Origin of the sequence: Marivirga arenosa (assembly GCF_030503895.2) — a bacterium.
GTDB lineage: Bacteria > Bacteroidota > Bacteroidia > Cytophagales > Cyclobacteriaceae > Marivirga > Marivirga arenosa.
Genome location: NZ_CP129970.2, coordinates 478,956 through 505,576 on the forward strand (window position 1 = coordinate 478,956; position 26,621 = coordinate 505,576).

Consider the following 26,621-nt stretch of genomic DNA (forward strand, 5'->3'; position numbering starts at 1 on the left):
ACCTACATCAATTGATATTCTGGTGATTGTAAAATAGCATTAAATAAATCTTGAAGTTGTCTTTCAACCGTTTCGCGATCAACACCCTGTGTCCATCTGAAAGTCCATGCTTCTTCAGGGTTTTCATCTATCTGAAAAGTTTTCAAAAATGCATTGAGAAAATAATTCAACCTTTCTTCTGTAAGCGGACTACTTCCTTCATTTTGAAAACCTAAATTCTCCGTTAGGGCTAAAAACTGATTTGCCACTTCAACTACAAGTTCTCTAGCATTCGCAGCGATAGCATTATCTACATATTTTTCCACATATTGTATTGGTGTAGAAATAGCAACAGACATTTCCATCATATCAGCTCTACTCACTCTTTGAACGTAAGCGTATCTTTGAGTTAAATAAGAGGTAGTAATCCATCCTCGGTGATAAATTGGAAACTGATGATAGGCTGGATAACCCGCTACTTCAAATGGCTCATAAAAATTAAGGCCCATTATTCTCATAGTATTGAGCCACTCATTTGTGAATTCGTAAAATGTAGTGGCATCTGTAAGATAATCTGGTAATTGAAGTTCGAAATTTCTTGCATGGCCAATAATTAAATCAATTGGGCTTTTAATAATACTACCAAAATTATCATCCGTTAAGCCATCACCTCCTTCATAAAACTCTCTGCTTTGGAATAGTGATGTCAGGACAGCTTGTAAACTAAAACCACTTTCTACAAAGACAGTTGCCATATCTTTTATGACACCATTTTGAGTTTCCTCTTTAATTTCATGATACACAAAAAATCTATACAATTTTCTGCAGATATGAATTGCTGTTTCCTCTTGCTGGAAAATTACATCAACAAATTGTTTAATTTCATCAACAGCACTTTCGTAAGTAGCTTGACCATTTAATTGTAACTCAGGATTTGGAGATATTACAGCCTCGCCAAACCTAAAACTTAATTTTTTGCTCGCATTATCATGCAGACTTGCAGTCAAACCATCTCCTTTAGCTATCGCTGTTGGCAAAGAGGTTTGTTCATCTATGAAACTAAAATTTTGATCAGTATTAAAACCTGACAAAACTCGAGCTCCTTCCTGTACATCCAGCTCTGTAAAAGTACCATAATCTCCTACTTCACTACTTCCTTTATCGGTTCCCTCAAGACCACGTCCAATTGTGTAGAGTTCTAAAAGTTCACGAGCAAAATTTTCATTAGGACTTCCTTTAACATTTAGTCTTCCATCGAGAAACCTTAACATGGCATTATCTAAAGAAACCTTCAATACTAAATCTTTAAAGTTCAAAGGCTCTAGCGAATCTTCTATCGTGAAGAATTGATCAAATGCAAATTTTCTAAAAAGCTGATTCTGAAAATATAAGGCTCTACTGCTTCCTACAACTGATCTTTTAGTTGTAAAATGTGTATGAAGAAAATAGACAAGCCTTTCTCTAAAAATATAGGGTAATTTCTGATTCTCTTCTACATTTGGTGCTAAAAACTGCCCCATCTGCCAACCTAAAAAGTATTGTTCTAACTCAAAGCCCTCACTATTAGCATCTGTAGTTCCAGTTAGCATCCACTCTTGACCTGTTGCAGGGTCTATTGGAGGCTCTGGCAATGGAAGGTCTGGTATAAAAAGTCTTTCGATTGCCTGTTGAGGTGTGAGTTGAGAAAATTCCTGAACTAAATCTGGAGTTGCACCAAATACAGTTCTTCTTAGAAGATGAGAAGCTCTTTGATTTCCTAATGGCTCAGTAAGTGGAGTTAATGGCATAATATTAATTTACTTCAATATCAAAAATATAAAAAAAACTTTAAAAATAATTTTATCGACTATTTTTGAAGCCTTATCGATAAAAAAGAATCATCCAAAGAAGTAAGATTTAAGTAACATTTGTAACGAACAATCTAATTTTTTTTACATTCTACACCTTAAACGTTATGATTTAACGAACTATTTTTTGTTGCAATTGATTAAAGATAAAATAACACCTACTTTTGTAAACGTGAAGCAAAAAGTCATCACCATAACGCTATTACTATTTTTTCTCTGCCATACCTTCATGTTCATGGTCATCAGACTTAATTTTGAAGTAAATAGAGACAGATTAGCGGAATTGTTTTGTGTGAACAAAGACGAACCCATGACGATGTGTTATGGAAGTTGTTATTTAAATGACCAATTGAAAAAAGAAGCTGAAAAAAAGAGTTCAGAAAAAAACACTTTAACAGAGCAGATTCAGCTTGATAATAGTCCAAAAACACTTAGCATTAAAGTATTTAACGCAGATATTCCAAATACTCACTTTTACCCTGATTACTCGAATATATACAAATTCTTATTTGAATTTGAAATTACCCATCCCCCTCGTTTATTAGCCTAATTCTTATTAATCACAAGTTTTAACTAATTGACGATACTCTATAATGAAAAGTAGAATTTTATTTCTGCTTTCCTTATATCCTTGGTTAATAGCGTGCAATCCTGAAGAATACTCTCCAGTTGTAGAAGACGGTTATCAAATAAACCCACCAGTTTATTTTGGAGACTACAAGGAACGCATACCTAGTGACAACCCCATCACAAAAAATGGATTTGAACTAGGAAGAAAGCTATTTTATGAAAAAGCTTTATCAGCGGATAATAGCATTTCTTGCGGTACATGTCACCAACAAAAATTGGCATTTACTGACGGAAAGGCGAAAAGCGAAGGATTTGAAGGAAGGCTAGGAAAAGTAAGCGCAATGTCGCTAAGTAATTTGCTGTGGACAGAAAATTTCACATGGTCGGGAAAATTCGATCGCTTAAAAGATCAGTCGCTTGATCCAATTCAAAATCCAATAGAAATGCATTTGCCTTTAGAGCAGGCAGTTAAAAAGTTGGAAGAGAAAGGGTATGCTGCTGATTTTCAAAAAGCTTTTGGTTCTTATGACATCAATGTGGAAAGAATCGGGAACGCACTTGCACAGTTTCAAAGGGCATTAATATCATCGGATTCTCGATATGACCAATACTTGAGAGGCGAAATTGAGCCTACTCAATCGGAATTAAACGGGATGAACCTTTTTTTCACACATCCAATTCCAGGTCAATTGAGAGGTGCTAATTGTGGAGATTGCCACTTGGGACCGCTTACTTCAGGCGATATTGATGGATTTCAAGGGTTTCATAACAATGGGTTAGATAATGATGAGACAATGGATGATGGCTTAATGGCAGTTACAGGCAAGCCTCAAGACAAAGGGCGATTTAAAACCCCAACCTTAAGGAATATTGCTGTAACGGCTCCTTATATGCACGATGGACGATTTGAAACTCTGGAAGAAGTATTAGATCATTACAATTCGGGCATTAAAAAAAGTGAAACCTTGGATATTTTAATCATCGAAGGTAGCAACGAGCCTATAAATGTTCATGATGAAATTCGGCTACACTTAACTGAAAAAGAAAAGAAAGACGTGATCGCTTTTTTACACATGTTGACAGACGAATCATTCTTAAATAATCCGGATTTCTCTAACCCTCACTAACTGCGTGATTTAGATATGAATTTTTTAACAATTGAAGAAAAATATGAAAACAATAAAAAACAAATTTATATATGCCTTGCCACTTTTTGTGGCGCTAACCTTCACTTCTTGTACTGAGAATGAAGAAATTGATAAAGGCACTTTAAAAATTGAATTTGAAAATCTGTTAAATGGCGAACCATTGCAGTTTGAAGGCTTTCGGTATAACAGAGACGAAGTGGATTTTAATATTGCGGTATTAAAATATTACATCTCCAATATAAAGTTTTTAGATGAAGAGGGGCAAGTCATCTTCACCGAACCAGAAAGCTATCATTTGTTGGAAGAAACGAGCACAAGAAAGGATTTGACTATTGAAATTCCTGATCTAGAGCTACAAGAAATTTCTTCCATAGAATTTTCCATTGGAATTGATCCTGAAAAAAATCTAAGCTTAGATAATACAGGTGACCTCGACCCTAGCAATGAAATGGCTTGGAACTGGGATACGGGCTATAAATTCCTGCTGATGGAAGGAGAAATATTCGAATCTGATGGTAACAGAAAAGGAATGGTTTATCACATTGGCGGAAATGAAAATTATAAGACAATAAAAAAAGAAGTTAAGGCCGAAATAAAAGCAAATACAACCACTACTATAGAAATCAAGGCAGAAGTCTTATCTCTATTTGATGCTCCACACTACATCAACATTAATGAAGTAAATGTGGCGATGGGCGGAGATAACGCTAGCAAAATAGCAGAGAATTATGCTAACAATTTCTTTTCAATTAACACTTCAAATTAATTCTAAAATTAAAAATATAATAAAATGAAAAATCTATATATTCTATTAATAGCAAGCATCCTAATGTTTTCTTGTAATGACGATATGAACGAAAACATCATCCAAGAAGATGTATCCTTTAATTTCCACTTTCATCCTACCGTAGGTGATCAGGAATTTTCTACAGATCAAGTTTATAGCATTAACAATCACGAAGTAGTCTTTTCTACAGTATCATTTTACGTTTCAAACTTAAGCTTACAGCAAAAAGACGGACAAAAAGTAGCACTTGATAATGCCACTGAAGAGAAAGAGGATGATTTATTTTTATTAGTTTCTGCCGATAAAATGATTTATGAAGGCGTTACTGTTCCCGGTGGAGAATACGGTAATATATCTTTCCAAATTGGGGTAGATACCCTTGTGAATAGCACCATAGAACCTTCTGCTTGGCCTTCTGATCATGCTTTATCTGAAGATTATCCTGGTTTTGCTTACTGGAGCTGGAATTCAGGCTACAAATTTATTGTGGCAGAAGGAACTGTTGATGGCGAAGCTTTCAAATATCATATTGGGACTAATGCTCTTATAAAGGATATCAATTTATCAGCCGATTTTATGCTATTGGAAGATGGAAATGAAATCATGATTAGCTATGACATTGCGGAGTTTTTCTCTGGAATTGATTTAGGCAATCCTGATAACTTAGTTAATATGACTTTTAAAAACCCAGAGCAAGCTAATAAAATAGCAGATAATGTTAGTAAGTCGGTTAAAATAATGGGTAATCAAAGCATGTAACTAGCAGCAAAACAGAAGAAAAGATTTTAAATGTGATTCTTTCTTCTAGCAAATTGGCGCACAAATAATCAATCTTAAAATATTCAACTTTAATAGCTGATTTTGTAATACTTAAGAGAGTATTTGTGCGCCTATTAAAATCTTTTATCAATTATGCGATATGCCAAAATTACATAAGCAATATATTTCTATAGCTTTATTTCTCTTGGGAATGATAGTGAGCGCTTGTGATGATACGGAATTTGTACCAGAATATGCAATAGAGGTTCCGGAGAATCTAGGTGATTTTCTACCACAAAATGAGCGCAATTTAATAACAGAAAAAGGAGTGCTGCTTGGAGAAAAAATCTTTTTCGATCAGCGATTTTCATCCAATGGAAAAGTCTCCTGTGCAAGCTGCCATAAGCCCGAAAAAGCCTTTACTGATGGTGTAGCGCTGTCGAACTTAGGAGTTTCAGGGAAGGCCTTGCATAGGAATTCACCTACTCTAGCCAATATTGCCTGGGCAGATGGTCTTTTTTGGGATGGAGGAGCACTTAATTTAGAATCTTTAAGTTTTGGACCTCTTACGCATGTAGATGAAATGAATAATGATTTGGATAGCCTTGTTGGCTGGTTGTCTGATGATCCAGATTACTATCCCTTATTCATGGAGGTATTTCCTAATTTAGGGGTTTCTTCTGCTTCCATTTCCAGAGCCTTGGCACAATTTCAGCGTAGCCTGATCTCTGCAAATTCAAAATACGACCAATACGCCAGAGCTGATAAAAATATATTTTCATCGGCTGAAAAAAGAGGACTTCAATTATTCACTCAGCATTGTAGCAGCTGCCACCAATCAGATCACTTTACAGATTACAGCTATCATAATAACGGACTTGATTCCGTTTTTACCGACACCTCTTTTGAAGAGGTATTTAAAGGAAGATATCGAATCACTAGAGATCCTGAGGATCTGGGAAAATATAAGACTCCGACTTTGCGAAATATAGCTTTAACAGCGCCTTACATGCATGATGGCAGATTTCCAACTTTAGAAAGTGTGCTATTGCATTATGCAGAGGGAGTTCAAAAATCCGAAACTTTATCACCGCTTCTAAAAGAAGGCGGGAAAGTCGGAATTAAACTGAGTCATCAAGAGCAAAGTGATATTATCGAGTTTCTGCACACGTTAACTGACAAAGAATTTATAAACAAATATTGAAATGAATAAAAAGTTAATTTTACTATTAATTTTAGTAGGTATAAAAACCAGATTATTGGCATGTGACGTTTGCAATATATTTGAGTTTAAGACTGTTGACCAGAAAAATTATATTGGTGTATTCTATCATTATATGTCTTTCAATGGCTACAGTCATCTCAATCAAGAGCACCGCATGTTTTCAAGATCGCCACAAATGCATGAATTAGATGGCTCTAATCTATTCTTTGAAAAAAAACAGCAAGATTTTGAAAAATATTCAACCTTAGCTTTAAGAACTAATTTAAATCTTTTTAAAAACTTCAGGTTAAATGTATTGCTACCATACGAACGCACGGTTGTTTATTATAATAAAGTATGGTCTACTGTAGATCCTGTTTCGGACACTACCATGACCTTATCTGGGTTGGGCGATGCTATTGTGGGAATAGATAAAAATATTAGATTCACAACTGATCAATTCACTCACTATCTAATCCCTGGGCTTAGCTTAAAATTACCTACCGGGATTACCAATATAAAAGATAATGCAGGCGAGGTATTTGACCCTGAAATACAACCAGGAACAGGAACTTTAGATCTGCTCTTGAGATTAAATCATACCATGACGAATGGTAAATGGGGTTTATTTTCTGCATCTAGTTATAAAATAAACAGTACTCACAATAACTACAGATTTGCGAATAGCTTTAATTTTCAATCTGATGTATTTTTGGTGCTTGGGAACCCTAAAAAACAATTTATACCTCAAGCTGGCTTTTATATGGAAAGTGCCGGAAAAAACATAGATGAGGGGAATAGTATAGATTTTACAGGAGGCACTACCGTATTTTTCGATAGTGGCATGGAGTTAAGAATAAATAACTCGATTAGTTTCCAACTATCAGCTCAACTACCAGTATACGACCAAAGAAACAATACTCAAATTGGTAATGCAGGAAGGTTAAATGTAGGTTTAGTTAAAATTATGTAAATATGAAATAGCCTGATTAATCAAAGAAATAAAGAGACCCTTTAGTACGCTATCTGCTTTACTAAAGGGTCTTGATATTATTATGAAACTATTGAATCTAATATTTCATTTAGCGTATTGCTTGGTCTCATTTGCTTGATCAATATGCTTTCTTCGGGTTTATAGTAGCCTCCCATATCAACCGCTTTTCCTTGAGCTTCTAATAATTCTTCATTTATTTGAGCTTCTTTTGCTTTCATAACTTCAGCAACTTTACTGAAAATCTTTTTAAGATCAGCATCTTCATTTTGATTGGCTAAAGCTTCAGCCCAGTACATTGCTAAATAGAAGTGACTTCCTCTGTTATCAATTTCATTCACTTTCCTAGAAGGTGACTTGTTTTCTTCTAAGAATTTAGAGGTTGCATTATCTAAAGCAGCTCCTAAAATTTTAGCTTTCTCATTATCAAAGGTTTTACCTAAATGATCTAATGAAACTGCCAACGCTAAAAACTCACCCAATGAATCCCATCTTAAGTGACCTTCCTCCATAAATTGCTGAACGTGCTTAGGAGCTGAACCTCCAGCGCCTGTTTCAAATAAACCGCCACCATTCATTAATGGAACAATAGATAACATTTTCGCACTCGTCCCCACTTCTAAAATTGGGAATAAATCCGTTAAGTAATCTCTTAATACATTTCCAGTCACTGAAATAGTATCCTGCCCTTTTACAATTCTTTCTAAAGAATAACGAGTAGCCTCCACAGGACTCATGATTTTGATTTCTAAGCCATTAGTATCATGATCTTTTAAGTATTCATTCACTTTCTTTATTAATTCTGAATCGTGTGCACGATTACTATCTAACCAGAAAACTGCTGGGTTACCAGTATCCTTTGCTCTGTTAACACCTAGTTTCACCCAGTCTTTAATCGGAGCATCTTTTACCTGACACATTCTCCAAATATCACCTTCAGCAACCTCATGACTTAGAAGAACATTTCCGTTTGCATCGGATACCTCTACAGTACCAGCCTCTGGAATTTCAAAAGTTTTATCATGAGAACCATATTCTTCAGCTTTCTGTGCCATCAAACCAACATTGGAAACGCTTCCCATAGTAGCAGGATCTAAAGCTCCATTTTGCTTACAAAAATCTATAGTTTCCTGATAAACGCCAGCATAACTTCTATCCGGTATGATAGCTTTTGTGTCCTGAGTTTCATTATTCTTATTCCACATCTGACCAGAGGTTCTGATCATAGCAGGCATAGAAGCATCAATAATGACATCACTTGGCACATGAAGATTCGTGATCCCTTTGTCAGAATTTACCATTGCTAAATCTGGACCATCATTATAGCATGCCTCAATATCAGCTTCTATCTCTTTTCTTTTATCTTCAGCTAAGCCTTCAATTTGTGATAATAAAGAAGCAAAACCATTATTCACATCAACACCTAATTGGTCTAATGTTTCTTGATGCTTTTTGAAAACTGGTTCAAAGAAAGCTTTAACTGCATGACCAAAAATAATTGGATCAGACACTTTCATCATAGTAGCCTTCAAGTGAATAGAAAACAATACTCCTGCTTTCTTCGCTTCCTCTTTTTGTTCTTTTAAGAATGCATTTAATGAAGCCGCACTCATAACTGCTGCATCAATTATTTCACCTTCTTGCAGCTTCAAACCACTTTTAAGGTTTTTTACGTTTCCGGACTTTGTTTTCAAATCAATTTTAACCTCAGTAGCAGCAGGGATAGTAAGTGATTTTTCACTTCCGTAAAAATCACCTTCAGTCATACTTGCCACATGGCTTTTTGAATCTTTACTCCATTTGCCCATGCTGTGTGGATGCTTCTTAGCATATTCCTTAACAGCTTTTGGGGCTCTTCTATCAGAGTTCCCTTCTCTTAAAACAGGGTTAACGGCACTACCCTTTACATTATCATATTTTGCCTTTATAGATTTTTCTTCATCATTTTTAGGCTCATCTGGATAATCCGGAAGATTATAACCTAATGCTTGTAATTCTTTAATTGCGGCCTTCAATTGAGGAATTGATGCACTAATATTTGGAAGCTTTACAATATTAGCTTCTGGTGTTTTTGCAATCTCGCCTAGTTCAGCTAAATCATCATTGATTTGCTGTTCAGCTTTAAGTCTTTCAGGGAACTGAGAAATTATACGACCCGCCAAAGAAATATCACGAGTTTCAACCACTATTCCTGCTGAATCAGTGAATGCTTTTATAATTGGTAAAAAAGAATAAGTTGCTAAAGCAGGTGCTTCATCTGTTTTGGTATATAAAATCTTTGCGGTTTTCGACATGATTTATTTTTTTATTATTTAATAATTATGAAGTGTAACGGTCATTTCTAGACCATGTTCCAAAAATTAGAATGCGAAATTAATTAAAAGAAAGACTAGATGAAATTATTTCATACCGCTTTCTTTTAGATGACTTAAACATTATGACATACATAAAGTTTATGGTCTAAAAATTTTTATGGAATTTGTAATTGCAGGAGGAACCGTATTAATAGCTATTGGAGTAATATATTTCTCACTTAAAAGAGTGTTTCGAGAACCTTAACCCTAAATCTAAAACATATCAACTCAGTTTCTATTAATACATTTCATCTTGGTTAGGAAAGTCTACATTTTTAACATCTTCTACATATTTACCAATAGCCTCTGTTATTGTAGTATCTAATTTAGCGTAGTGTCTTAAAAATCTTGGTTTAAATTCAGTAGTAATTCCCAATAAGTCATGTAATACTAAAACTTGGCCATCCACATATGGTCCCGCACCAATACCAATTATTGGAATGTTTACTTCTTTTGCTACTCTTTTAGCAAGTTCAGCAGGTATTTTCTCTAAAACAATGCTAAAGCATCCACATTCTTCTAAAATTTTGGCATCCTCAATTAGCTTTTCTGCTTCCGCTTCTTCCTTTGCTCGAACGGTATAGGTTCCAAATTTATAAATAGATTGAGGTGTTAAACCTAAATGCCCCATTACAGGAATTCCTGCACTTAAAATTCTTTTGATAGATTCTTGAATCTCAGCCCCACCTTCCATTTTAACTGCATGTCCACCTGATTCTTTCATAATCCTGATAGAGGACCTTAAAGCTTCAGAAGAATTGCCTTGATATGATCCGAAAGGAATATCGACAACTACCAATGCTCTTTCAACCGCTCTTACTACTGCAGCTGCATGATAAATCATCTGATCTAGAGTAATAGGAAGTGTAGTTTCATGCCCGGCCATTACATTTGATGCTGAATCACCAACCAGAATCACATCAACACCCGCAGCATCTACAAGCTTAGCCATTGAAAAATCATAAGCCGTTAACATAGAGATTTTTTCACCTCTATTTTTCATTTCATGCAATTGATGAGTAGTGATTTTTTTGATTGAGTTTTTATGAACTGACATGCAATTTTATTTAAAGTTTTCTATGTTGTATCTGTTTGGAATTACGATTTCGAATTTTGTCCCCTCTCCTTCTTCTGAATCTACTTTAATTTCAGCATCAAGTTTTTGAATCACATTTTTAACGATATACATTCCTAAACCACTTCCCTCACTATTTTCAGAAGCACGGTAGAACATATCGAAAATTTTCCCTAGTTTATCATGAGGAATTCCTTCTCCATTATCCTCAATTATTAACTTTGCTTCCTTATCTGATGTTTCTATTTCAATATTAATAAATGAAAAACCTTCATCTAAATTCTTTCGATATTTAATTGAATTAGAAATTAAATTATTAAGAATAATACGAATTTTAGTAAGATCCGAATGGAAAGGATACCACTGAATAATTTTGGTTCTTATTTCAAGATTTTTGGTAGTATATACATGATGAAAATTAGTAATGCTATTGTTTACTTCCACCATAAAATTGATAGGAACTGCCTCTGGTTCTTCCATTCTGTGATCACGAGACATTGCTAATAAATCAACCACAAATTTATCAAGTCGATTAATACTACCCGTGACCATCTCTATAATTTTTCGAATTTCGGCAGGACGCGATTCAGTTTTTAATATTTCTATCAATCCCATCAAGGATCGCAACGGAGAGCGAATATCATGAGAAGCATGATAAACAAAATTATCTAATTCAAAATTTAAGCGTTGCAGTTCTAACAAATTCTCTTTGAATTCACTGATGTCTCTAAAAACAACATCATAAAAATTCTGCTTATTAATTTCAATTTCAGAAGCAGAAATAGAAACCCAAGTTTCTGATTCATCCCATCTTTGAAATTTAGCTTCATATTCTTCGAGAGATTCTTTTTCTGACAATAATTCCATAAATCGATCTCTCTCTGCTTTATCAACAAACAAATCGGTTAATTTCAAATGTCGGGTTAAATGTGGAAGTGCCAAAATACTCATGCCCTTTTGGTTAATTTCCATAACCTCTAAATCATCTTTTCGAACCCTCATGATTCCGATAAGTGAATTTTTGAAAAAGTTTTTATACTTCTCCTCACTTAACTTTATGATTTCTTCACTTCTCTTTTTTTCCGTTATATCACGATGTGAACCTGAAACTCGGATAGGTATATTATTTTCATCTACTGTAAGCTTAGCAGTAGATTGCACCCAAATATAATGACCATTTTTATGTCTTAATCGAAATTGAACATTGTAATCATCTTTTATTCCTGCAATAAAATCATCTAGAGCTTTCACGGTTATTTGGTGATCTTCCGGATGCATTAATTCTTCCCATAAAGAAAAGTATTCTTTAATCTCTTTAGGATCATAACCAAGCATTGTAAGCCAGGGTGGAGAAATAAATACCTCGCCAGATATTAAATCCCTATCCCACAAACCTTCATTTGCACCGGCAGCGGCAAATTGGTATTGAGCTAGCTTCTTTTTAACAGCCTCCAACTCTACTTGTAAATGGGTGTTCTCCTTTCCCATTGAGATATTTTCTTTACTGATGCTCATTCAAAATTCATGGACACATGAATATTAAATCTTAAATATAAAACAATCTTTATTGAAGCTCATTATAAAAACTAGCTTAAGTTGTAAAAAACCACTGGAAGCCCCAATTGAATTCCTATCAATTCGATGACATGCCTATATCCTTCGAAGAATAAAAAATGGATTTAACGGTTCACTTTTGATAATTTATTTTTGAACCATACATTGAGAATTACGCCAGTTAATATTAGTCCTATCCCAGAAAACACAATCCAATTGTAGGTTTCATCAAAAAATACATATCCAAAGCCAATGGCATAAATTATAGTAAGATATTTCAAGCTAGCCACTTTTGATAAATCTTCGGATTGATAAGACATAGTCATGAAATATTGAGCAAACTGTGTTAAAACGCCAATAGCCAGTAAAATCAACCATTCAGAACCTACTGGCATCACCCAATTAAAAGCAGAATACAAGCCGGTTAAAGGGGTGGTTACCAAAGGGAAATAAAAAACAATAACTAGCGGATGTTCTGTTTTATTGATTTTACGAATAATATTATAGGCCAAGCCGGCAAATATTGAAGAACTAATCCCGATTATAAACATTTGAATGGATATTCTTGGATCAAAACCTTGTATGATGATTAAGCCGGCAAAAGCCATTACATAAAAGATCCATTGTTTTGGATGAACCTTCTCCCGAACAATAAAAACACCTAAAATTGAGGTGAAAATGGGGGATAAAAATTGCATGGTTACTGCACTTGCCAGAGGAATATTTTGCAGTGTGTAAAAATACATGGTTAAGGCTACTGCCCCTACGGCTCCTCTTGCTATTAATAGCTTTTTATTGTTTCCTAAAACTGGAACCCCAACGTATTTCAAATAGGCAAAACTCATGATGAATGAGATCAATGATCGAAAAAATACGATCTCAACAGCCGGAATATTAGGAAGCATTTTCACAAACACATTCATGCTTGCGAACAAAAAACCCGCTATTATCATGTAAAGAATTCCTTTATTCATAGATTAAAATTGAAGTATAATTAATCAAGACAATTAATTCGTAAATCAACAGCTATAAAGTTCAATTGTCAAACTTAATTGAAAAGAAAAAGCCCTTTTAAAAGGGCTTTAATTCTATTTTTTCTTAGTAGACTTTTTCTTGGCAGCAGCTTTTTTTCCACCCTTTTTATCTGGTGTTTTTTCAGCTAATTCCACACAATCCTGATAAGTCAATTCCGTAGGCTCTTTATCTTTTGGAATTTTAACATTTTTCTTGCCAAACTTGATGTAAGGACCCCATCTACCGTTCAGAACCTGAACATTTTCATCTTCCTCGAATCCCTTTATAAATTTCTCACGGTCCGCTTTTCGTTTAGCTTCAATTAACTCAATAGCTCTATCTGCAGTAATATCCAATGGGTCTTCACCTTTTGGGATACTAACAAATTTACCATCGTGGCGAACATAAGGACCAAATCTACCAATGGCCGCCACCATCTTTTTATCTTCATATTCACCTAAATCTCTAGGAAGTTTAAATAATTCCAAGGCATCTTCCAGAGTAATGCTTTCAATAAATTGCCCTTTTCTTAAACTTGCAAATTGAGGTTTTTCAGCATTTTCGTCCTCTGCATCAGGCGTTTCACCTAGTTGAACCAGCGGACCAAATTTCCCTAAACGAACAATAACTTTTTTTCCTGTTTTCGGGTCAATACCTAATTCTCTCCCAGTATTTATATCTTTTCTTTCAATACTTTCCGCTTCATCAACTTTTTCATGGAATTCACCATAGAATTTATTGATCATATTATTCCAGATCTTTTCTCCTTTGGCAATCTCATCAAATTCCTGCTCTACTTTAGCAGTAAAGTTGTAATCCGTAACATTAGGAAAATGATCTACTAAGAAATCATTTACCACCATGGCCAAATTACTTGGGAATAATTTATTCTTTTCAGTACCTGTGATTTCGGTTTTTTCAGTTCTTTCAACCTTAGCATTTTCGAGTACCATTTCTACATACTTTCTTTCCTTCCCATCTCTATATTCTTTATTTACATAGCCTCTTTTTTGGATAGTAGAAATAGTTGGCGCATAAGTAGAAGGTCTTCCAATACCCATTTCTTCAAGTTTTTTAACTAGGGCAGCTTCATTATATCTTGCTGGTGGACGAGTGAATCCTTCTCTTGATTGCATTCTCTTCAAATCCAATTCCTGACCTACTTGCAAAGGCGGTAACATACCTTTGGTTACATTATTCTCTCCTTCTTCCTCATCATCAGTAGATTCGATATAAACTTTCAAAAATCCTTCAAACTTCACTACTTCACCACTTGCGCTTAAAGTTTGATCCGTATTGGAAATATCAATGCTGACGTTAGTCTTTTCAATTTGAGCATCTGACATTTGAGAAGCAATCGCTCTCTTCCATATTAGATCATATAATCGTTGCTCATTATAATCCGAACTAGCTTCCTTATTCGCAAAATTTGTTGGTCTTATGGCTTCGTGAGCTTCTTGTGCTCCAGCAGATTTTGTTTTGAAAGTTCTGGTGTGCGAATACTCATCTCCAAACTCAGATTTAATTTCTTTAGCCGCTCCTTGTTTCGCCTCATCAGAAAGATTTAATGAGTCAGTTCTCATATAGGATATTTTACCTGCTTCATAAAGGCGCTGAGCCAATGTCATGGTTTGAGAAACAGAAAACCCTAGTTTTCGAGATGCTTCTTGCTGTAATGTAGAAGTAGTAAAGGGTGGCGCAGGAGATTTTTTACCTGGCTTTTTCTCTAATTTACCAATTGAGAATTCTGCCTCTAAGCAATTTTCCAAGAAAGACATTGCTTCTTCCTCAGTTTTAAATCTACCCGGAAGCTCTGCTTTTAGTTCTTTTCCTTCTACATTAAAAAAGGCTTGTACTTTATAAAATGACTCTGGCTTAAACTTTTCAATCTCACGCTCTCTTTCTACCACTATTCTTACCGCTACAGATTGTACTCTACCAGCCGACAATCCTGTTTTAATCTTTTTCCATAAAATAGGTGAAAGCTCAAAACCTACTAGCCTATCTAAAATTCTTCTCGCTTGCTGAGCATTTACTAAATCAACATCAATTCCCTTTGGCGACTTTATGGCATTTTGAATCGCAGATTTAGTGATTTCTCTAAATACGATTCTTTTGGTTCTTGCATCATCTAACTTTAAAGCTTCTTTTAAATGCCATGAAATGGCTTCTCCTTCACGGTCATCATCAGTCGCGAGATAGATCATTTCTGCTAATTTCGCTTCTTTTGTTAAAGCTTTAATTACCTCCTTTTTATCCTTAGAGATTTCATAAGTAGGTGTAAAACCATTTTCTATGTCGATGGCATTATTCCCCTTCGGTAAATCCCTTACGTGGCCATAACTGGAAAGTACTTTATAATCTTTTCCTAAGTAACCTTCAATCGTTTTGGCTTTGGCGGGTGACTCCACTATCACTAAATTTTTCGACATATCTTTAGGTTAATTTTATTTTAAAATTCAAATATCAATATTTTTTTTTAGAAAAAAAGAATTTAGGTTTTTACTCGTTTATTGAGATAGTTTAATGAATAATCCTAATTTTACTTACAAACAGCTATTCAATCAAATGGTTAAAGATCTATATTTAATACGCCATGGCGAAGCAGAAGAAGCAACTTCAGGCCTGAAAGATGTGGAACGCCAATTAACCGCAAAGGGTTTGCAAGATGCTTCCAAAGTGGGCATGTATTTAAAACAGAAAGAGTTCCATCCAGACATTATGCTGCATAGTATAGCGCAAAGAACCACTGAAACTATGTACCGAATCAACGAACAGCTAGGAGTGAAAAAAGATCATATTGAAGCATCTGAAGACATTTATGAAGCATCAGCCCGAATAATGTTGAGAGTAATTTCTGAGATTCCTGCTGAAATGAGATCTGCGATTATAATTTGCCACAACCCCGCAATCACCTACATTTCGGAATATATAACGGGTTCTGAAGTAGGTTATGTACAAGCTGCAGGAATGGTGCATATCCAAATTCCGTTTTCATCTTGGTCTGAAGTTTCAGAAAAAAATTGTGACTTTATAGAATACATCAGTCCAGACGACATTCAATAATATATATGAGTAAAAAAAATCAAATTATTAAAAACTTTGACCCAAATGGATTGGGTAATATTGACCATATTTTTGCACTACCATTCGATAAAGATACTGCAGATTTAATCTTATTGCCAGTTCCTTGGGAAGTGACGGTATCCTATGAAGCAGGAACCGCTAAAGGACCAGAGCATATAAAAAATGCATCTGTTCAGGTCGATCTGTATCAAAAAGATATAATTGATGCTTGGAAAATGGGGATTCATATGCTTCCTATTCATGAAGATTTATTTTCAAAAAGCGAAGAGAATAGAACTAAAGCTGAGCAATACATAAGTTTATTAGAAGAAGGAAAAGAAGATAGTAAAGAAGGATCCGATTTATCAAAGGCAATCAATACGGCTTGTACAGAAATGGTAGAGTGGGTAAAAAAAGAATCACTTGAAATTCTCAATAAGGGAAAATTATTGGGCTTAGTAGGTGGTGACCATAGTACCCCTTTAGGAGCAGTTCATGCTCTCGCTTCTCAAAATGAATCTTTTGGTGTACTTCAATTAGATGCGCATATGGATTTCAGAAAAGCTTATGAAAATTTCACTTATTCACATGCTTCTATTTCATATAATATGTTGCAGGAAGTCCCACAGATTGAAAAACTCGTTCAAGTAGGAATTAGAGATTTTTGTGAGGAAGAAGTAAAGTTTGCAGAAAGTCAGGGAGACAGAGTAAGTATTTTCTATGATGAAGACATTAAAGTAGGAATGTTTGAAGGAGAATCATGGACTATCATCTGCGATAGAATTATAAAAGAGCTACCTGATAAGGTATATATATCATTCGATATTGATGGCCTTAGACCAGAATTATGTCCCAATACTGGAACGCCAGTCCCAGGAGGATTAAGTTACTCTGAGGTGATATACTTATTAACTAAACTGGTAAAAAACGGTAAAAAAATTATCGGTTTTGACTTAAATGAAGTTGCTCCAGGTGAAAATACAGACTGGAACGGAAATGTAGGAGCCAGAATTTTGTATCGCCTATGCAACTTAATGGGCGTGTCTCAAGGGAGATTAGAATGGGATGAGAGTCTTTAAGGCTCCCAATTTCAAATACATTACTTCCCAAAATAAACTACTATTATTTTTATTTAAAAAATAATAGTAGTTTAGCACTTTCTATATACATTAAACTTTTATCTAATTATTTTTAATCCCCTTTTATGTACATTTTAACTCCCCTGATCAACTTTTCAAAAGTTAGCAAAATACTCTTGTCTTTAGTAACCCTATTAATCTTTCAAAGTAGTTTCCTTATTGCTCAAGACCGACCATTTATTACCGTTTGGCAAACGGATAATCCTGGAAGCAGTAACGACAACCAGATCACTATACCCGGCACAGGTACTGATTATTTAATTGAATGGGAAGAAGTAGGCAATGAAGCCAATAATAACGGTAGCGAAACCGGTACAGATACTCATACCATTACCTTTCCTTCTGCTGGTACTTATAGAGTGAAGATAAATGGAGATTTTAACCGAATCAATTTCAATAATCAAGGCGATGTACAAAAGATAACTGACATCGAGCAGTGGGGCGATATCAGCTGGTCAAGTTTTGAAAACGCTTTCTTTAACTGTGACAATCTACTTTATAGTGCTACGGATGCTCCCGATCTTAGCGGGGTAACCAACATGAGTCGTATGTTCGAAAACACTAACCAATTCAATGGTGATATTGACAATTGGGATGTTTCCACTATCACCAACATGAATTACATGTTTCGATATGCCTACGCTTTCAATCAAAGTCTCAATAACTGGGATGTTTCATCGGTTGAATTAGCTTTTCATATGTTTGATGGAGCTGATCAATTTAACGGTGATATCACCGCATGGAATACTTCAAACATTAGAAGCTTCAGTAAAATGTTCCGTAATGCTTCCTCTTTTAATCAAGATATAAGCGGATGGTCAACCACTAGCGCCTTGTATATGATTTCTATGTTCGAAGGTGCTGAATCATTCAATGCAGATATTAGCAACTGGCAAACAGCAAATGTTCAAGAGATGACTCTTATGTTTTCTGGAGCTACTGCATTTGATGCCAATTTAGGAAATTGGGATATATCAAGCATCACGAACATGAGCAACATGCTAGATAATTCAGGTTTATCTACTGCAAACTATGATGCCATAATTACCGGATGGGCGGAAAATCAAGAAACACCGCAAGGAATCACATTAGGAGCTGCTAACTTAAACTATTGTAATTCTGCAGCAAGCAGAAATGACTTGATTAATACTTACGGATGGACTATTCAGGATGGCACTAACGAGTGTAGCACAAACCTACCTTTTATTACCGTTTGGCAAACGGATAATCCTGGAAGCAGTAACGACAACCAGATCACTATACCCGGCACAGGTACTGATTATTTAATTGAATGGGAAGAAGTAGGCAATGAAGCCAATAATAACGGTAGCGAAACCGGTACAGATACTCATACCATTACCTTTCCTTCTGCTGGTACTTATAGAGTGAAGATAAATGGAGATTTTAACCGAATCAATTTCAATAATCAAGGCGATGTACAAAAGATAACTGACATCGAGCAGTGGGGCGATATCAGCTGGTCAAGTTTTGAAAACGCTTTCTTTAACTGTGACAATCTACTTTATAGTGCTACGGATGCTCCCGATCTTAGCGGGGTAACCAACATGAGTCGTATGTTCGAAAACACTAACCAATTCAATGGTGATATTGACAATTGGGATGTTTCCACTATCACCAACATGAATTACATGTTTCGATATGCCTACGCTTTCAATCAAAGTCTCAATAACTGGGATGTTTCATCGGTTGAATTAGCTTTTCATATGTTTGATGGAGCTGATCAATTTAACGGTGATATCACCGCATGGAATACTTCAAACATTAGAAGCTTCAGTAAAATGTTCCGTAATGCTTCCTCTTTTAATCAAGATATAAGCGGATGGTCAACCACTAGCGCCTTGTATATGATTTCTATGTTCGAAGGTGCTGAATCATTCAATGCAGATATTAGCAACTGGCAAACAGCAAATGTTCAAGAGATGACTCTTATGTTTTCTGGAGCTACTGCATTTGATGCCAATTTAGGAAATTGGGATATATCAAGCATCACGAACATGAGCAACATGCTAGATAATTCAGGTTTATCTACTGCAAACTATGATGCCATAATTACCGGATGGGCGGAAAATCAAGAAACACCGCAAGGAATCACATTAGGAGCTGCTAACTTAAACTATTGTAATTCTGCAGCAAGCAGAAATGACTTGATTAATACTTACGGATGGACTATTCAGGATGGCACTAACGAGTGTAGCACAAACCTACCTTTTATTACCGTTTGGCAAACGGATAATCCTGGAAGCAGTAACGACAACCAGATCACTATACCCGGCACAGGTACTGATTATTTAATTGAATGGGAAGAAGTAGGCAATGAAGCCAATAATAACGGTAGCGAAACCGGTACAGATACTCATACCATTACCTTTCCTTCTGCTGGTACTTATAGAGTGAAGATAAATGGAGATTTTAACCGAATCAATTTCAATAATCAAGGCGATGTACAAAAGATAACTGACATCGAGCAGTGGGGCGATATCAGCTGGTCAAGTTTTGAAAACGCTTTCTTTAACTGTGACAATCTACTTTATAGTGCTACGGATGCTCCCGATCTTAGCGGGGTAACCAACATGAGTCGTATGTTCGAAAACACTAACCAATTCAATGGTGATATTGACAATTGGGATGTTTCCACTATCACCAACATGAATTACATGTTTCGATATGCCTACGCTTTCAATCAAAGTCTCAATAACTGGGATGTTTCATCGGTTGAATTAGCTTTTCATATGTTTGATGGAGCTGATCAATTTAACGGTGATATCACCGCATGGAATACTTCAAACATTAGAAGCTTCAGTAAAATGTTCCGTAATGCTTCCTCTTTTAATCAAGATATAAGCGGATGGTCAACCACTAGCGCCTTGTATATGATTTCTATGTTCGAAGGTGCTGAATCATTCAATGCAGATATTAGCAACTGGCAAACAGCAAATGTTCAAGAGATGACTCTTATGTTTTCTGGAGCTACTGCATTTGATGCCAATTTAGGAAATTGGGATATATCAAGCATCACGAACATGAGCAACATGCTAGATAATTCAGGTTTATCTACTGCAAACTATGATGCCACAATTACCGGATGGGCGGAAAATCAAGAAACACCGCAAGGAATCACATTAGGAGCTGCTAACTTAAACTATTGTAATTCTGCAGCAAGCAGAAATGACTTGATTAATACTTACGGATGGACTATTCAGGATGGCACTAACGAGTGTAGCACAAACCTACCTTTTATTACCGTTTGGCAAACGGATAATCCTGGAAGCAGTAACGACAACCAGATCACTATACCCGGCACAGGTACTGATTATTTAATTGAATGGGAAGAAGTAGGCAATGAAGCCAATAATAACGGTAGCGAAACCGGTACAGATACTCATACCATTACCTTTCCTTCTGCTGGTACTTATAGAGTGAAGATAAATGGAGATTTTAACCGAATCAATTTCAATAATCAAGGCGATGTACAAAAGATAACTGACATCGAGCAGTGGGGCGATATCAGCTGGTCAAGTTTTGAAAACGCTTTCTTTAACTGTGACAATCTACTTTATAGTGCTACGGATGCTCCCGATCTTAGCGGGGTAACCAACATGAGTCGTATGTTCGAAAACACTAACCAATTCAATGGTGATATTGACAATTGGGATGTTTCCACTATCACCAACATGAATTACATGTTTCGATATGCCTACGCTTTCAATCAAAGTCTCAATAACTGGGATGTTTCATCGGTTGAATTAGCTTTTCATATGTTTGATGGAGCTGATCAATTTAACGGTGATATCACCGCATGGAATACTTCAAACATTAGAAGCTTCAGTAAAATGTTCCGTAATGCTTCCTCTTTTAATCAAGATATAAGCGGATGGTCAACCACTAGCGCCTTGTATATGATTTCTATGTTCGAAGGTGCTGAATCATTCAATGCAGATATTAGCAACTGGCAAACAGCAAATGTTCAAGAGATGACTCTTATGTTTTCTGGAGCTACTGCATTTGATGCCAATTTAGGAAATTGGGATATATCAAGCATCACGAACATGAGCAACATGCTAGATAATTCAGGTTTATCCACTGAAAACTATGACTTAACCTTAGAAGGCTGGGCAACAAATGGCAACATACCATCTGACATTGCACTTAGTGCAGAAGGTTTATTTTACTGCGCATCTGAAGAATATAGACAACAATTAATAAATGAATACGGGTGGAATATCACCGGTGATGAGACTTGCAGTATAGCTATACAAGAAACCATGCCAGCAGTAGAAGCTACTTCAGTAGAGAAAACAACTGAAATTTATATCACTTTTGATCAGGAAATCGAGGAAATTGATTTAAGTGGAATAACATTGGAAGATATAAATGGTACGGAGATTTCTTTAACTGACATTTATATTGATAGTTTAACTTTAAACTTAGTACATAGTGGTTTGGGATCTAATACTTATCAAGTAACAATTCCTGAAAATAGTATTATAAGCGCTTCAGGAAAAGAAAACGAAACTATTGAATGGTCTTTTACCACTCAAAGGGTTTTGAGTACGGAAGACCAAATAACGAATTCTAAATATTCAGTTTTTCCAAATCCTTTCACCGATCAAACTAATTTAACTTTCAATCTTAACAAAAATGAATCTGTTAAATTGAGAGTGTATGACTTAAAAGGACAATTAGTTAGAGAGGAAACTTTTAAAAATCTAAGTTCTGGAGAACAATCTATCACCTTTGAAAGGAATGATTTACCTTCTGGACTTTACAACTATCAAATTCAATCCAAGTCTGGATCATTTGGAGGAAAAATGTTGATTAAATAAATTTTATTTAAAGAGGGTGATTAATATTCTAATCACCCTTTTTTTCTTAGAACTTATTTCGCACTAAACCCAATCACTAACATATCATCGGTTTGCTCCATTTCCCCTTGCCATCTTTTCATTTCTTTACGAAGGCTTTTTTCTTGTTCTGAAAAGCTTTTTGAAGCAATATTTTCAAGAAGCCCTTTGAATCTTTTCCTTAGATATTTCTTTTGCGTTTGCATCCCAAATTGATCTGCATAACCATCAGAACTTAAATAGAAACATTGATTATCAGTAATGTCTATTTCCTGAAAAGTAAACTTCTTGTCAGGGCTATTGTAGTAATCTCCAATTGTAAAACTATTTCCCTTAAACTCCTTTAGTTCATTATTCTCTACAACATAAAGAGGTCTTTTTGCTCCTGAAAATGTGAGAATATTTTTATCATAATCTATTTTACATAAAGAAACATCCATGCTGTAATTCATAGTCGTTACTTCTTTCTGCTTGAGAATTTCTCGAACCTTCTCGTCAAGCTTCTGTAATATTTTATGAGTATCTGTTTCTTTTTCATCAATCACAATTTGATTCATGGTTGCATTGGCAATTACGGTCATAAATGCTCCAGCCACTCCATGTCCTGTGCAGTCAATTAAAGCTAGAATATCGTAATTGGATTGTCTTGCATACCAATAGAAATCACCACTTACAATATCCTTAGGTTGATAAAAAACAAATGAAGAAGGTATATTCTCTTTGAAATTATTTTTATTCATAATTCCTTCCTGAAGATTTTTAGCATATTCTATGGAATCTGTAATATTTTGATTCCAACTTTCAAGCTTCATTTTTTGTACCTCAATCGCTTTTTTACTTTCTAAAATCTGTTTATTCTGATATTCTAATAAAGATTTAGCTTTCCTATTTTGCTTAAATTTCAAATATGAAATGATGGCTAATGCAAGTAAAAGTAAGGAAAGGGCCACAGTGCTATAGTTAAAAAGCTGGCTGTTCTTATATTGTAAGTCCTTTATCTCAGACTCTTTTTTCAGCAGTGCTATTTCTTTTTCTTTTTGCTCTAATTCAATGGCTTTTTCTAATTCTGCGATGGCTCTTCTAGAACTTTCATTGAAAAGGCTATCGCTCATAATGTGATATTGATTCATATATACATATGAATTCTCCAAATCATCTAAATGTAAATAGACCTCCGCTAAGGTACTGTAAGCATCTAATAGAATGGGTTTTGCATTAATTTCATCGGCAAGATCTAATGCATCTAAGCCTGCACCTTCTGCAGCTAAATAGCTACCTCTAGCGTTATGAAGTCTGGCGATTTTTACCAAAGCGCTTGCTATACCAAACTTATTATCATCCGCCTCTTCTTTTTTTAATGATTTATTAAAATAAAATAAAGCACTATCATATTCCTGTCGGTCAAAATAGACTTTTCCAATGTTGCTAAAAGGATCAAATAAAGAAGATTGATGAGGATTCTTATTGTATATATTTAATACTTGTTGATAGTAATGAATCGCTTCCATTTCTTGACCATTATCAAGATAAATGCTGCCTATATTATTTAAAATCATGAGCAATTTCCCCTGATCATTTAATTCAGAAAAAATATCTCTAGCCTGAGTGTAATATTTTAAAGCTTGTTCATAATCATCATTTATGGAATAAATATTTCCTATATTACTTAAAGATTTGGCTACTCCCTCCTTCTGATTTAAGGACTCGTATAGGTTAAATGCTAGTCTATAATTTTTTAAAGCCTTATCGTAATCTCCTTTTTGTTTGTAGTAAACTCCTAAATTATTATAAGCAGTAGCTTCACCCGACAGAAAATTAATCCTCTGGGATATCTCCAAAGCAGTATTAGCATACTCAAAACTTCTTGCTGGTTCACTTCTGTATTGAAGTTTAAAAAGATTATTGAGTCTAATAACCTCTATACTGTCAGCTGAACCATTTTCACCTTGTGAAAAAGAATTGAAAGTGAAAGAAGTTAGCAGAAAAACGAAGAATAAAACGGTTGTAGTAATGCGCATATTGAACTCTCTCTTGCTAAGATGCTATAAAAATTTGAAATTTTAATATTAGTCTGCAGTATATTTGAACAGTCTAAGAGAACCCTTAATGTTATGAATGTATTAACTAACAATTTATTACAACCAAATTACATACAAATGTGTCAATAAAAAGGAACCACTAAATTGATTCAGTATGAAATATAAAATACTCAAACTATTAACCATTTCAGCTTTTGGCCTAAGCATATTGGCCTGCAATAATTGGGAAAACGTCCCTAATTTTGACGTAGAAGAAGTAGAAGGCTATAGACCTATTTACGCTACAGAAGGCGAAAAAGAAGTTAAAACCTTGCCTCCTAGAGAAATTGAAGATCCTGGTAAAATTTATGTTATCAATGACTATTTATTATTGGTCGATCGACTAAAAGGAATTCATGTTTTTGATAATCGTAATCCTGAAAATCCTCAAAACATTGGGTTTATTCAAATAACAGGTAGTAATGATGTAGCTGTCAGAGATAATATTTTGTATGCAGATCAAGCATCAGATCTTTTAGCCATAGACATTAATAATCCAGAGAATGTAAAAATAGCATCTCGCGTAAAGGATGTTTTTCCCTTCGGTTCTCAATATCCTCAGCAAGAAGGTTTTTATTTTGAATGCCCAGATCCTGAAAAAGGATTAGTAATTGGTTGGGAATTGACCACTCTTCAATCACCTAAATGTTACCGTTAACCCAAAACTATCAGAATATGAAAAGCTTAAAATTACGCTCCTTTTTTATATATACTTTTATAATTTTCATTAGCCTTTCTTCATGCGTGAGCGATGCAGAGTTTGATGCTTCAGGTGAAGGGAAAGGTGGATCAATGACCCGCTTCACTTTCTTGAAAGGATACCTTTACATTGTAGATGAAAACACACTTAAAACATTAGATATTGCGAATCCAGATAATCCTGAATTACTGAATACGCTTGAAGTTGGCTCAGGAGTAGAGACTATATTCCCCTATGAAAATTATTTGTTTTTAGGAACTCAATGGGGTATGAAGATTTACTCATTAGATAATGGACCAGTCCCTCAATTCCTATCAGATTTTGAACATTCATTCTCATGCGATCCTGTAGTAGTATCCAACAGTATCGCATATGTTACACTAAGAAGCGGAACTACATGCCAAACTGGGGTTGACCGTATGGAGGTAGTAGACGTTTCTAACCTTAGAGACCCAAGGTTATTGAATACTATTGAAATGAAAAACCCTCATGGGCTCTCAGTTAGTGATACTGTATTATTTGTTTGTGAAGGAGATTATGGTTTTAAAGTTTTTAATATAAAAGACAGAGCAAATCCTCAATTAATATCACATTATGATAGTATTCCTAGCTATGATGTGATTACAAATTACGCTAGAAAGGAGCTTATCATCACGGGTAAAAACGGAATTTATCAATATGATTATAATGATCCTTATGAATTAAAAGAACTGAGTCAAATCTTAAGCATTGAGGGTAATGAATAAATTTTTACTAGTTTTTACTTTTATAGCTACTTCGTTTTCCAGTTTAAGTCAAAACACCCTAAACAACTCTGTTCCAAATAAGGAGAATGATTATGAACCACTATTTCTAACTTATCTTTCATTGAGTTCTGCCTTCGAAAATTATAATTCTCTAGATTTTGGTATGATGCAAACTTTTAATAAAGAAAATGCTTATGGGGTTGAATTAGGATATATTTATGATGTGCAAGGCTTTAATCAACTAAATACCAATAATCAATATTCGGAAGTATACGGTGCTAAACTTTATTTTTACTATCGTTTTATATTAGAAAATGAGATCAATTATCCACAAAACTCATTTACATTCCTTGATATTGAATCTCAATTTTATTGGGCAAGTTTTAAATCCGATAGAGTAGCAGGTTATAGTTGCAATGATGAGTTCGGAGATTGTGAATATTATAGATTTTTTGATTCTAGAATTGAAAGAATAATTCCAGGCATAAATTTTAAGATTGGAAAATTATACTCTTTCGATCCTTTTTATATTAAGATATTTGGTGGCTTGGGGTTTAATTATATTAAAGACTATACAGGTTTAGCAGATATACCCGATAAAATGTTTACCTCAGATGGTCAACAAATGGGAGATCAAAATGGGCTTCGATATAACTTTAGACTTGGCGTCCAAGTCGCTTATAACATCTGGAATTAAACAAAAAAGGCTTATCATATAATGATAAGCCTTTTTATGTATGATTTATAA

General features: G+C 34.8%; 19 protein-coding genes. 12 read left to right on the top strand and 7 right to left on the bottom strand.

Features of this window, described 5'->3' with window-relative positions; translation table 11 throughout:
• Nucleotides 1-2: 2 nt before the first annotated feature.
• Nucleotides 3-1,766, bottom strand: coding sequence for a DUF1800 family protein (locus QYS48_RS02055; protein ID WP_308357325.1), 1,764 nt, complete (start codon nucleotides 1,764-1,766; stop codon nucleotides 3-5).
• A 190-nt stretch (nucleotides 1,767-1,956) separates the two neighbouring features.
• Between QYS48_RS02055 and QYS48_RS02060 the strand changes: the two genes are divergently transcribed.
• From QYS48_RS02060 to QYS48_RS02085, 6 genes are all read left to right on the top strand, one after another.
• Nucleotides 1,957-2,376: a hypothetical protein gene (locus QYS48_RS02060; RefSeq protein ID WP_308357326.1), complete on the top strand. Its 420-nt coding sequence runs from the start codon at nucleotides 1,957-1,959 to the stop codon at nucleotides 2,374-2,376.
• Between the two features lie 43 nt (nucleotides 2,377-2,419).
• Complete coding sequence (locus QYS48_RS02065; RefSeq protein WP_308357327.1) at nucleotides 2,420-3,523, top strand: cytochrome c peroxidase; 1,104 nt, start codon at nucleotides 2,420-2,422, stop codon at nucleotides 3,521-3,523.
• Nucleotides 3,524-3,566: 43 nt separating this feature from the next.
• Nucleotides 3,567-4,310 (top strand): MbnP family protein, encoded by a 744-nt coding sequence (locus QYS48_RS02070; protein WP_302103958.1) that lies wholly within the window; start codon nucleotides 3,567-3,569, stop codon nucleotides 4,308-4,310.
• A 24-nt stretch (nucleotides 4,311-4,334) separates the two neighbouring features.
• Complete coding sequence (locus QYS48_RS02075; RefSeq protein ID WP_302103957.1) at nucleotides 4,335-5,090, top strand: MbnP family protein; 756 nt, start codon at nucleotides 4,335-4,337, stop codon at nucleotides 5,088-5,090.
• Nucleotides 5,091-5,250: 160 nt separating this feature from the next.
• Nucleotides 5,251-6,294 carry a cytochrome c peroxidase gene (locus tag QYS48_RS02080; protein ID WP_308357328.1) on the top strand — a complete coding sequence of 348 codons (1,044 nt, stop codon included), beginning with the start codon at nucleotides 5,251-5,253 and terminating at the stop codon, nucleotides 6,292-6,294.
• A 1-nt stretch (nucleotide 6,295) separates the two neighbouring features.
• Nucleotides 6,296-7,267: a hypothetical protein gene (locus tag QYS48_RS02085; protein ID WP_308357329.1), complete on the top strand. Its 972-nt coding sequence runs from the start codon at nucleotides 6,296-6,298 to the stop codon at nucleotides 7,265-7,267.
• Nucleotides 7,268-7,347: 80 nt separating this feature from the next.
• On the opposite strand, the gene QYS48_RS02090 is transcribed toward QYS48_RS02085, so the two are convergent.
• The 5 genes from QYS48_RS02090 to topA form a co-directional block, all read right to left on the bottom strand.
• Nucleotides 7,348-9,582, bottom strand: coding sequence for an NADP-dependent isocitrate dehydrogenase (locus QYS48_RS02090; RefSeq protein ID WP_308358420.1), 2,235 nt, complete (start codon nucleotides 9,580-9,582; stop codon nucleotides 7,348-7,350).
• Between the two features lie 295 nt (nucleotides 9,583-9,877).
• Complete coding sequence (gene panB / locus QYS48_RS02095) at nucleotides 9,878-10,696, bottom strand: 3-methyl-2-oxobutanoate hydroxymethyltransferase (protein WP_308357330.1); 819 nt, start codon at nucleotides 10,694-10,696, stop codon at nucleotides 9,878-9,880.
• A 6-nt stretch (nucleotides 10,697-10,702) separates the two neighbouring features.
• The gene (locus QYS48_RS02100; RefSeq protein ID WP_308357331.1) at nucleotides 10,703-12,229 is read right to left on the bottom strand and encodes a PAS domain-containing sensor histidine kinase; all 1,527 of its coding nucleotides are present in this window, start codon (nucleotides 12,227-12,229) and stop codon (nucleotides 10,703-10,705) included.
• Between the two features lie 164 nt (nucleotides 12,230-12,393).
• The gene (locus tag QYS48_RS02105; protein WP_308357332.1) at nucleotides 12,394-13,242 is read right to left on the bottom strand and encodes a DMT family transporter; all 849 of its coding nucleotides are present in this window, start codon (nucleotides 13,240-13,242) and stop codon (nucleotides 12,394-12,396) included.
• A gap of 114 nt (nucleotides 13,243-13,356) precedes the next feature.
• The gene (topA, locus tag QYS48_RS02110; protein WP_308357333.1) at nucleotides 13,357-15,714 is read right to left on the bottom strand and encodes a type I DNA topoisomerase; all 2,358 of its coding nucleotides are present in this window, start codon (nucleotides 15,712-15,714) and stop codon (nucleotides 13,357-13,359) included.
• A 94-nt stretch (nucleotides 15,715-15,808) separates the two neighbouring features.
• Between topA and QYS48_RS02115 the strand changes: the two genes are divergently transcribed.
• The 3 genes from QYS48_RS02115 to QYS48_RS02125 all read left to right on the top strand — a co-directional run bounded on the left by QYS48_RS02115 (nucleotide 15,809) and on the right by QYS48_RS02125 (nucleotide 22,331).
• A complete protein-coding gene (locus tag QYS48_RS02115) occupies nucleotides 15,809-16,348 on the top strand; it encodes a histidine phosphatase family protein (RefSeq protein ID WP_308357334.1) in 540 nt (179 codons plus the stop codon).
• Between the two features lie 5 nt (nucleotides 16,349-16,353).
• Nucleotides 16,354-17,427, top strand: coding sequence for an agmatinase family protein (locus QYS48_RS02120; RefSeq protein ID WP_308357335.1), 1,074 nt, complete (start codon nucleotides 16,354-16,356; stop codon nucleotides 17,425-17,427).
• 125 nt (nucleotides 17,428-17,552) lie between these two features.
• A complete protein-coding gene (locus QYS48_RS02125; protein WP_308357336.1) occupies nucleotides 17,553-22,331 on the top strand; it encodes a BspA family leucine-rich repeat surface protein in 4,779 nt (1,592 codons plus the stop codon).
• 53 nt (nucleotides 22,332-22,384) lie between these two features.
• Here the strand turns inward: QYS48_RS02125 and QYS48_RS02130 are convergent, their stop codons facing one another.
• Complete coding sequence (locus tag QYS48_RS02130) at nucleotides 22,385-24,367, bottom strand: tetratricopeptide repeat protein (protein ID WP_308357337.1); 1,983 nt, start codon at nucleotides 24,365-24,367, stop codon at nucleotides 22,385-22,387.
• Between the two features lie 175 nt (nucleotides 24,368-24,542).
• Between QYS48_RS02130 and QYS48_RS02135 the strand changes: the two genes are divergently transcribed.
• From QYS48_RS02135 to QYS48_RS02145, 3 genes are read left to right on the top strand one after another with little or no spacing between them, the layout of a single operon-like run.
• The gene (locus tag QYS48_RS02135; RefSeq protein WP_302127236.1) at nucleotides 24,543-25,085 is read left to right on the top strand and encodes a hypothetical protein; all 543 of its coding nucleotides are present in this window, start codon (nucleotides 24,543-24,545) and stop codon (nucleotides 25,083-25,085) included.
• Nucleotides 25,086-25,102: 17 nt separating this feature from the next.
• On the top strand, nucleotides 25,103-25,873 hold the full coding sequence (locus tag QYS48_RS02140) for a hypothetical protein (protein ID WP_308357338.1): 771 nt from the start codon (nucleotides 25,103-25,105) through the stop codon (nucleotides 25,871-25,873).
• Nucleotides 25,866-26,570: a hypothetical protein gene (locus tag QYS48_RS02145; RefSeq protein WP_308357339.1), complete on the top strand. Its 705-nt coding sequence runs from the start codon at nucleotides 25,866-25,868 to the stop codon at nucleotides 26,568-26,570. The genes QYS48_RS02140 and QYS48_RS02145 overlap by 8 nt, the downstream gene beginning before the upstream one ends.
• The last annotated feature ends 51 nt before the right edge of the window (nucleotides 26,571-26,621 follow it).